The 10,366-nt window shown below is 67.2% G+C and carries 5 protein-coding genes and 1 pseudogene; 4 read left to right on the top strand and 2 right to left on the bottom strand.

What is annotated here, in order from left to right:
- Positions 1-173 precede the first annotated feature (173 nt).
- Both arr and AAW14_RS38525 read left to right on the top strand, forming a co-directional pair.
- On the top strand, positions 174-584 hold the full coding sequence (gene arr, locus AAW14_RS38530) for an NAD(+)--rifampin ADP-ribosyltransferase (RefSeq protein WP_265569133.1): 411 nt from the start codon (positions 174-176) through the stop codon (positions 582-584).
- Between the two features lie 55 nt (positions 585-639).
- Positions 640-1,290: pseudogene (locus AAW14_RS38525) on the top strand (transposase); the annotation flags it as partial.
- A gap of 21 nt (positions 1,291-1,311) precedes the next feature.
- Here the strand turns inward: AAW14_RS38525 and AAW14_RS38520 are convergent.
- Positions 1,312-1,806: a hypothetical protein gene (locus tag AAW14_RS38520; RefSeq protein ID WP_265569132.1), complete on the bottom strand. Its 495-nt coding sequence runs from the start codon at positions 1,804-1,806 to the stop codon at positions 1,312-1,314.
- Between the two features lie 305 nt (positions 1,807-2,111).
- On the opposite strand from AAW14_RS38520, the gene AAW14_RS38515 reads away from it, so the two are divergent.
- Positions 2,112-5,648, top strand: coding sequence for an ALF repeat-containing protein (locus AAW14_RS38515; protein ID WP_265569131.1), 3,537 nt, complete (start codon positions 2,112-2,114; stop codon positions 5,646-5,648).
- A gap of 10 nt (positions 5,649-5,658) precedes the next feature.
- On the top strand, positions 5,659-5,991 hold the full coding sequence (locus AAW14_RS38510) for a hypothetical protein (RefSeq protein ID WP_265569130.1): 333 nt from the start codon (positions 5,659-5,661) through the stop codon (positions 5,989-5,991).
- 547 nt (positions 5,992-6,538) lie between these two features.
- Here AAW14_RS38510 and AAW14_RS38505 read toward each other — a convergent pair.
- The gene (locus AAW14_RS38505) at positions 6,539-8,941 is read right to left on the bottom strand and encodes a hypothetical protein (protein ID WP_265569129.1); all 2,403 of its coding nucleotides are present in this window, start codon (positions 8,939-8,941) and stop codon (positions 6,539-6,541) included.
- Positions 8,942-10,366 lie beyond the last annotated feature (1,425 nt).

Raw genomic sequence — 10,366 nt, 5'->3', positions numbered from 1 at the left:
CCGCGCCGTCTCCTACGGCTTGACGATCTATAGAAGCTTCAGAGTCAAGCTAAGGGTTGTCCTGTAACTACCGACCAGGGTCAAATGATCTTGCTGTGGCTAGTGTGATCACGGCGTCCGAGCCGTCCTGGATAGCCGGCCGTCACGACAGCCTGGGTTGATAACCTGTGGCGATGGACGAGGCATTGGACGAGGGGCCGTTCTTTCACGGCACAAAGGCCGAGCTGCGGGTCGGAGATCACCTCACCGCCGGTTTCCGTTCCAACTACCGGCCCGAAATCGTGATGAACCACATCTACTTCACCGCGTTGCGCGACGGCGCGGGACTCGCCGCCGAACTCGCCGCAGGCGACGGAGCCCCGCGAGTGTACGTCGTCGAACCGACCGGGGAGTTCGAGAACGATCCAAACGTCACCGACAAGAAGTTCCCTGGCAACCCCACCCGCTCCTATCGCAGCAGGGAACCGCTCCGGATCGTTGGCGAGGTCACCGACTGGACGCGACAGACACCCGAAGCTCTCCAGGTGTGGCGAGACCGGCTGGCTGCAATCCTCATGGATGACCGCGCCGAAATCATCAACTAAGGATCGTTCCTCAACTACTGGGCCACGGTGAGATGATCTTGCTGTGGCTGGGGTGATCAAGAAGTCCGCCGCGGACCGCGTTATCGCCCAGCTCGGGCCGCTACTCGCGCTCCAACCGCGTCAGCGGTTCCGCAAGGACACCGTGCTCATCGTGGACGGCACCCTGGTCCCTACCCGCGACCACACGATTGCCGAGCAGTCCAAGAACTACCGGTACTCCACCAACCATCAGGTCGTCATCGACGCCGACAGCCGCTTGGTCGTTGTGGTCGGCCGGCCCCTGCCCGGCAACCGCAATGACTGCAAGGCATGGGAGGAATCCGGCGCCAAGGACGCAGTCGGCAACACGATGACGATCGCGGACGGCGGTTATCCGGGCACCGGCCTGGTCATGCCCCACCGCCGCCGCACGGGTGAGGAACTGCCCGACTGGAAAGTCGCACACAACACCTCCCACAAGCAGGTCAGAGCCCGCGTCGAGCACGTCTTCGCCCGCATGAAGTGCTGGAAGATCCTGCGGGACTGCCGCCTCAAGGGAGAAGGAGTTCACCACGCCATGCGCGGCGTCGCCCGCCTGCACAACCTAAACCTCACCGGACAGACAACGCGTCCCCGCAGCGGCCGTCCGCACCCTCACCACGCCGAAGATCATTTACGGGACAACCCTTGGCTGCCGAATCAACAACTTGACGACGCCACGCGGTGAGCCGGTGCGAGAAGGGCCGGTTCAGCCGGTGACGCGGAGCTCGACGAGGATGGAGGGCTTGCCGGTGGTGACCGACTCGCCGATGGGTTTGTAGTCGTTCTTCGCGGCTTCGACGACGGTTTCCTTCTCGCCGTTTTTGACCTTGGCCTCGACGGGGTGGTCCTGGGTCCAGATGCCGTAGGCATCGGGCAGCTCCAGGGTCAGCTCGCCCTGCTTGCCGCTGACCGCGAAGCAGAACTGCTTCTGGGCGGTCCGCGATTCCACCATGATCGCGTGGGTGGACTTGCAGTCGGTCAGCAGGATGTGCCCGTCACCCCGCTTGAGCAGGATCTGCTTCTCCTGGAAGATCTTCGCCGCTCCCGGGTAGGCGAAGTCCTCCACAGCCGAGGGCATCGTGTCATCGGACGAAGTGGCCGTGGGGGAGGCGGTGGGCGAGGGATCCCCCGGGGCGGCGTGTGCGGCGGTCAGGGTCGCCACTGCGGCGCTGATCGCCAGTGCCCCGGCAACGCCCGCCATGATGAGCCTTCGGCCAGTGGGTATCAAAGTGCTTCCTTCCCCCGTGGTGGTACGGCACAGCCGTGAAGTACCTGTGAGCTTCGCGTGCCTGGTGTGTGCATAGGATGCTACTGGCACGTCGTCAGAACTACTGCGGCAGGCCGCAGATGACGGTGTGGCGGGCAGTGCGCTCGATGCGACGACAAGGTCGCTCTGCTGTAGCGGTCACTGCTTTCTGCCGACGGGTGTGCAGCCCTCGACCAGCTGCTCCCGTATATCTGCCGACCTATGACAGATCTCACATATTTCTCAGGGGGAATGGGCCTGTGAAGCGGCCTTTGCGCTCACCAGGAGCGCCATCCAAGAACACCACGGCAGGAGGCTCGGATTGGATACCGGGCCTGCGCGGCGCGTGCGCCGTCCTGCTGCCGATCACGCTCGCCGTCGGCCTGCTCGGCGCCGGGCCGGCCTCCGCGGACGATGACTCCAACACGCTGTCCGACCGCGCTCTGGTCGTCGACTTGTGGAGGACCGGCGGCGCGGGTGTCAAGACGGCGGCGGAGAAGGCCCTTACGGGTTCGGACGACGACGTGAAGGCGTTCCTTGCCGAGCGGGACAGCATCCAGAACGACGATGACCGCGTCGATGCCAGCCGCATCGTCAACGTCGGCGGTCCTGCTGTGCAGGAGGCGGCCAAGAACGCGCTGAAGTCCCCCGACGCGGGTGCCGTGCGCGCTTTCCTCATGGGGGGCTGGAAGGCCCCGCTGCAGGAGGACCAGCGGGTGGAGGCCTCGCGGGTCATCAACTTCGGTGGCCCGGGGGTGAAGCAGGCCGGCATGGCGGCTCTGAAGGGCAGCCCGGATGATGTCGCGCAGTTCTTGAAGGCCGGTCAGTACGAGGCGCGGGAGACCGACGACCGGGTCGAGGTCTCGCAGATCATCAATGATGGCGGGCCGGCGGTGAAGGCAGCCGGCAAACTCGCCCTGCAGGGCACCCCGGACGATGTGGTGGAGTTCCTGGAGGTCGGGCAGTTCGTGGCCCGCAACAAGGACCAGGAACACGCCACCATCCAGCAGCTCACCGACCAGGCGCAGAAAGCCGGGGTGCGGGCGCAGGCCGCGACCGAGGCCGCCAGGGCGGCATCCGCACGGGCCAAGGCGGCGTCCGCTCTGGCCAAGGAGGACGCGCAGCGGGCAGCAAAGGAGACCCAAGCCGCGAAGGGCGACTCCGAGTTGGCCGCGGCGCGGGCACGGCAGGCGGCGGATGCCGCGCGATCCGCTGCTGGTGCTGCGCAGGAGGCCATCGGTGCGGCGAACGCGGCGAACGAGTCCGCTCGGGTCGCTGCCGCTGCCGCCGCGCAGACCGCCAGTGCCGCTGCGGCCGCGGCGGATGCCGCCTCGCGGGCCTACAACGCCGCCACGGCTGCGGCCGGTGATGCGGGCAAGGCCCAGGACGCGAAGAACGCCGCGGCCAACGCACGGGCGACGGCACTGCTTGCCGCCAAGTCGGCGCAGGCGGCCCAGGCGGCCGGGGACGCCTCCCGGGCCGCAAAGGCCGCCGCCGCGGACTCGCTGTCCGCGAGCGCGGACGCCAATGCCGCTGCGGACGCGGCGGATGAGGCGAACACCGCTGCGGACGCGGCTGGGGTGCACTCCGAGGAGGCCGCGCAGGCGGCTGCGGAGACCCGCCGGCACGCGGCGGAGGCCAACCGGGCGGCCAACGCCGCCCAAGGGCTGGCCGAGGAGTCCGCGGATGCCGCCTACGCCGCACGGGACGCGGCCAATTCCGCCGCCGACCATGCCAACAAGGCGGCAGACGCCGCAGAGGACGCGGCCAAGCACGCCGGTCAGGCGGCGGACGCCGCCAAACAGGCCGACCAGCATGCCGACGCCGCCAAGAAGGCCGCCGATACCGCCGACCTGGCGGTGGCGACCGCCAAGAAGGTGTACGACATCGCCCGCAAGAGCGAGGCCGAAGACCTCACCACCCGCACCAACGCCGCGATCGAACGCGCCAGGACCCGCAAGGACCAGACCGACGAGCTCACTTCCCAAGCCGCCGCCAACCTGGCGGACGCCCGGGGCCTGGACGACACCGCGCAAGCCCTGGCCGCCCAGGCCGCCGGGCCCGATGCGGACACCAAAGCCCTCGCTGTCAAGGGCCGCGAGCTTGCCCTGAAGGCACTCAAGGACCTGGGCCCCTTCAGTCAGGAAGCGGCCACCCGGGCCCTGTCCGGCACCGACGACGACGTCATCGAATACCTGCGCACCGGCTGGCACGACGCCAAGACGCAGGAGATCCGCGAGAAGGTCTTCGAACTCAGCACCGACAGCCCCTACGAGGTCGTGCGCACCGCCGCCACCGACGCGCTCAAGGGCAGCGACCAGCAGATCGCCGACTTCTACACCACCGGCCAGTACACGGTGGCCGACACCGACCTGCGGGTGACGGTCTCCCAGCTCAACAACGCCGGCGGTCCCGGTGTCAAGGAAGCCTCCAAGGCCGCCCTGGCCGCCAACGACCCCCGGACGCTGGCCGCCTTCATCGCCAACGGCCAGTACGGCCCCCGCAATGACGACGAACGCGTCGCCGCCTCCAAGCTGGTCAACGACGGCGGCCCGGAGGTCAAGGCAGCCGCCAAGATCGCCCTGTCCGGCCCCGCCGACGAACTGCACGACTTCCTCCAGGTCGGCCAGTACATGGCCGACCGCAAGGACAAACTCGCCGCCACCCACAACGCCCAGATGCAGCGCCTGATCGCCGAAGCATCCGGCATCGCCGCCAAGGCCCGCCAGAACAGCTGGCTCGCCGCCAAGGCCGCAGCCGACGCCCACAAGGCCGCAGCCGACGCCCAGAAAGCAGCCGCCCAGGCAGCCAACTCGTACAAGCAGGCCCAGGGCTACGCCCACGACGCCGACGTCGCCGCCACCAGCGCCGAGAACTCCGCCCACCAGGCCGCACAGTCCGCAGCCACCGCCCGCAACGCCGCCGACGCCGCCGACCGCGACGCCGACAACGCCACCGAATCCGCCGCCCAGGCCGAGTTCAACGTCAACTACGCCCGCACCTCCGCCCAGCAGGCCAATCAGTCGGCAGCCGACGCCCACGACTCCGCCGTGGCAGCCGGCAAGAGTGCCCAGGAAGCCCAAGCCCAGGCCACGCAGGCCTGGCAGATCACGATGGACAAGCGCCGGGCCGAGGAAGCCGACGCCCGACGCAAGGCCGAAGAGGCACGCAAGGCCGAAGCAGAGGCGAAGAAGAAGAAGCCCAGAGTCTGCACCCCCAGCCCCAACCACGAAATCGCAGGATTCCTGCCCTGCGCACTCGCCCCCGGCGACTTCGTCATCGACACCACCCCACCCGACCCGACCCTGACCGCCATCACCTGGGAACTCCTCGGCCTCAACGACATCAAGGACTGCATCAAGAACCCCACCCTCGGCAAATGCGCCTCCGCCGCCATGGTCGTCATCCCCGCCGCCGGCGAACTCAAGGCAGCCAAGAAGGTCGAGGAGGGAGTCGAAGCCGCTGTCGAAGCCTCGCGGGTCGCTAAACTCGGGAAGGCGAAGGATATTCTCCTGCCCGAGGGAAAGCCTCTGGGGTACGAGGACAGCAAGGGTGTGCAAATCGTTACCCCGGAAGAACTCCAGAAGATGGCCCACGACATTCGGCAGCAGTTCGGTGACCCGGACAGGGTCAAGGAGGTGGCCGGGAAAGGTACGGTCGAGATCTGGGAGTTCGAAGGCGGCAATGTAAACTACCGCAACTTCAGCAGTTCGGGCGGCCAGAGCGACTACACAATCGACCTCACCGGGGACGTGGGGAAGGAGCTCGGGTTCAAGCGGTACCATGCGAAGCACTAGGAGGATTCGGATGCTGTCGGCTGAGGCGTACGGCGAGGAGCTCGACTATCTCGTGAATTACGCACGCGAGTCACTGGTCTACTTCGACATCGTTCGGGACGCCGCCGAAAATATCGCCGGATCGGGAAGTACGGAATCCCAGATTCAGCAAGCCACTCTGAAACTCATCTCAGATATGATCGAACGGGGAGTGAAGGTTGGGGATCCGAGCTCCAATTCCGACGAGGATCTCACCCCGTGGAATATGCCCAAAGGTGAGGTGTTGAATCGCATTACCAAAGAAATGGCAATGCGTGATGACCCGAGTGATTTCATCGACATCTGCTGGTTCAGATCCGGCTGACCGCGAATGAAGAATTGGCCTTGACCGCAGCACGCTGCGGTCAAGGCCAATTCCGGTTCCGGCTTGTCCACGGCGACCCCACCCGTAGACAGTCGAGGAACCCGGCACCACGAGCAGCCTCTCCCAGGTGGCCCTTCGGAGCCGGCGCACGATCTCCGCGATGTCCGCGGCAGGCCCTGGTGAGCGCTGCATCGGCGCAGTGGGAGATCACCTCCACCGGGTACCGGTGCCCCCTGTACGACAGCGGTGCGCTCCCCGCCGACGATCCCCCTCCATCACAATCAACCCGAAGATCATTCCACGCCTTCAGCCAACGTGACAGTGCCTTGTACGTCGCGCGGGCGGCGGCGTCGTTGTCCTCGCAGTGGGCGTAGAAGGAGCGGACGGCGGAGACGCGGCCGCGGAAGGAGCCGATCGGGGCAGGCCAGTCCCGAGGCACAGGCTCCAGCCGCATGAGAGGGGAGGAAGCCCCTTGAGCTGCTCGGCGCACCCGTCATCCGCCCGATGGTCTCATCGGGCGGATGACGCTGTTTCGGGCTCAAGGCGGTCAGGAGGCGCTGCGCCAGGTGTTGGTGGCCCAGAGTGCGCCGCCCGCCGTCGGCCCGCCGCCGCTCTTGTAGATCACCAAGTTGCCGTCATCCTGCATGATCGCGCAGGCGCCGGGATGACCGTACGTCTTGGTGGACCAGAGCGCTCCGCCCGTGTTGGAGCCGCCGCCCTGGCGGTAGACGACGAGGTTTCCGTCGCTCTGCATGACCGCGTAGGCGCCGGGATGACCGTAAGTCCTGGTGGACCAGATGGCCGCGCCGTCCCGTTTGCGGTACATGACGAGGTTGCCGTCGGGCTGCATGACCAGGAAGGTGTGCTGCCCCTGCGTCCACCAGGTGGGCTGCAGGCTCTGGCCGGAGCGGATGGTCTGAGGCATCGCTTTCGAGCCGCTGGACCACAGCGTGTAGTCGGTGGTGGCCTGGCGGTGGACGACGAGGTTCCCGTCGCCCTGGAGGTCGGCGTATCCACCGGTGTGGCCGTAGGTGTGCGTGGACCACAGCGCGCCGCCGGTGCCCGGGCCGCCGCCCTGGCGGTAGACGACGAGGTTTCCGTCGCTCTGCATGACCGCGTAGGCGCCGGGATGGCCGTGGGTCTTGGTGGACCAGATGGCCGGTGCCCCGTTGCCACCTGCCCTGAGGTAGGCCACCAGGTTGCCGTCGCTCTGCATGACCAGCCTCATGCTGCTGCTGGTGATGCTCTGACCGGGGTTCAGGCGCTGGCCCGGCAGCATGAGGTTGCCGGACCCGGTGGAGGCGGGGATGTGCGGGTCGACGATGTGGATGTTGTTGTGCGCGTCGAGGTATGCGACCCCGCCGCCGCTGTACCGGTCCACCGTCCACGTCACGCGCCGGTCGTCGGTGACGGGGCCGACCGGCAGATCGGCCAGATCGCTGGTGACGGCCGTGCCGGTGTGGACGTCGGTCAACTCCAGCTTCCCGGCGGTCGTGTCGTGCTCGACGACAAAGCCGTCGCCAAGTTGCGCGGGCCCTGACGACGCAACGGAGACCTCGGTGTTCTGGGTCAGGTCGTAGACCCCGGCCGGGCCGGAGGTCCCGCACGACCAGTAGATCCACCGGCCTGCGGCGACCTGTAGTTCGCTGGGGACGCACGGAGCCCCGGTGTTGACGGTCCGCATCGTCTTCTGGCTCGTCAGCTCGATCGCGTCGATCGCCCCAGCGGTGGTGGGGTTCGCGGCCCACAGAGTGGACTCCGACAGGGCCGCCCCGGTGGCTGGGCGCGTGAACAGCACCTTGGAGGCGCTGCTCAGCGTCGTGTCACCGATGTACTGCTTCCCGGTGGAACTGCTGTCATAGACGACGTACCGGCCGTCGGAGTCGACGAGGCTGCCGCCCATTGCGTTGGGAGATACCTCGGAATAGGCGTTGCCGTCCTGGACCGACACCATGTCACCGGAAACCAACTGAGAGATCCGGCCGTCGCCGGTACCCATCTGCGGCGCGCAGTAAGTGGCCGAGGTGCAGTCGCTCGGTTCGAGGGCCGACCCGAACGCCGTGTGCGGTCCGTAGGACGGCGTGCTCCCGAGCTGAATGGTCCGGGCGAAGACGTTCCCGGCCGGTTCCCCGCCGTTCTCGATCGTGGTGAGCTGGCCGTCGGCCAGGGATATTCCGCCGATGGGTGCGGGACCTCCCGGATCGGGATACACAACGGTCTGCGTCGGTGTTCCGTCCGGGCCGGACGTCACCTGACGGGCGCCCCAGTCGGCCAGCGAGGACCCGCCGAGTGCGACGGCACCGTTGGGGGCGGGAGCGAGCGTGTCGATGTACACGTGGTCGATGATCGGGCTGGGCGTTCCGCCGGTCAGCGGCATCTGGTACAAGGGGGCACCCAACTCGTGGTCGGTCGGGTCCGGGTAGTTGAACCAGTTGTAGATGATCAGCAGCTTGTCGCCGGTGATCGCGAGATGGCGCACGCCCGTCTGATAGCTGCCGGACGTGGAGCTGGTCGTCAGCGGGATCTGGACGGTGGTCTCAGACCCGGTGAGGTCGGACCGGGACAGCAGATGAAGACTTGTGTAACCGTTCAGGTACCACCCGACGTACTTGTCGCTCATCACCGCGCTGACACCACGGGGCACGGAGCCGAAGATCGGCGTCAGCTGAGCGCTTGCCAGGTCCACCAGGCCGAGACGGGTGCCCGTGCCGTCGTTGTACTCCACGACCACAGAGTTGGCGTCCCCAGCCATCAGCGTCGGTGCGCCGACCGGCGCGGCAGGCCAGCCGGTGACAGGGGTGTCCGTCAGCTGCCCGCTCACCATGCCGAGGATGTGGACGGAGAAGGTTCCGTCCGCCGCCTTTGAATACGTGATGACATGTGAACCGAAGGTTCCCACGTAGACCTGCCCGCTGGGCCGGACGATCGTGGTCACCGTGCCGGTGTCCATGTCCTGAAGCTGGACGCCGGTAGTCGTGTAGCTGGCGACGACGTCGGAGCCTCCTCCCGCCCCACCTGGCCAGGACCGGTGAGCCCCCGGCACAGGAGTATCGGGGCCTCCTGAATACGACGTCCAGACGTCGGCGGACCTTCCCGACGGCCGGTGCAGGAACCCGCCGGGCCCCGCGAAATAGACCAGGTCCTGCGGCGGAGCGTAGGACATGGCCGCCGGAATGACCGTCTCGGCCGACGGGGCCGCAAACGCCACAGGCGCGGTGAAGCAGGCAAAGCCCGAGACCATGGTGAAAGCGGCAGCCACGGCTATCGAGCCATGTATGAGCGGGCGTTGAGCCACCCGGGTCCTCCAGTACGAGGTCGTGGAGCATGGCGAACGCCAGCCCCGGGACGGGAGGGCCACCGCGCTCCGGCAGGGCGAACCGGTGTGCCGGCGCCCGGCTTGCTCCACCCCATGCGAAACGACCGGAGCATAGCCACCACTAACGATCAAGGAGAAGATGTGAATGGCCATCACAAGGTAAGGAATCGCTAAAGTGCGAGCGGTCACGAGTTCACGCTCCGTCCGCTGCACCACCGCGAATGCCGTCCGCGTTGCGTGTGGTGCGAGTTCGCGCTGCCTGCCTGACCCGGCAACGACAGGGGGCTGGCCAACCAACCCCCGTTCGCAGAACGTGCGTGCGCAGCATCCGTATGCTCCGGGCATGAAATTCTTCCGGCGCCGCGACCGAACTGACGCCGGGCAGAAGACGATGTCCCCCTTGGTCAAGGCCGTGGCCCTGTTCAAGGCTGGGCGCTATGCCGAGGCGGAGACCGACCCTGTGCAGTGGCCCGGTCCGATAAGGGTACTTACGGGTGTAGTCCAGTCCACGAGCTGTGAGCTTAGGTCGAACGCGCGCACTCGCACCATGAGTGCCCAGCGTGCTGCCCGCAGGCGGGCGTGAAGTTTCCCCGTGATGTTGGGGACACTCGATCGCTGTGCCGCGAGGGCGTGTTGGTGCCGTTGCCTGGTAGACAGTGTCTTGGTCCAGTTGACGCAGTGCTGCCAGGCAGGCTCTGCGAGCTGTACGCGAGCCCGTTCACGGCATTTGGTGTCGCGGACCAGGACGGCCGCCGGGGGCCAACGCCGACTCGACGCACGCGCCGGCACTGCGGCAGCTCGGCATCGAATGGGCACAGCTGCGGAGCCCTCACCCAGCCCCAGGGTGCCAGCAGCCGATGAAAACGGGGAAGGGCCCGGCTGCTGCCGGACCCTTCGATCGTAGCGGGGGCGGGATTTGAACCACGCGACCTAATTCCTTTCCAAGGATCCCCGAGGCGTCGGATCGAGGCACCGGGGTGTTCGAGCGGGGAGGGCCGTCACGCCTGTGAAGAGCTGGGCTTATGAAGCCTCTCGTTAGAGCGTGCGGGCGGTCCTCTT

The organism is Streptomyces hygroscopicus, assembly GCF_026168105.1.
In the GTDB taxonomy this organism is placed as follows: domain Bacteria; phylum Actinomycetota; class Actinomycetes; order Streptomycetales; family Streptomycetaceae; genus Streptomyces; species Streptomyces hygroscopicus_D.
Note: the sequence above shows the minus strand (reverse complement) of the source record. Positions and strands in the feature narration are given on the sequence as shown.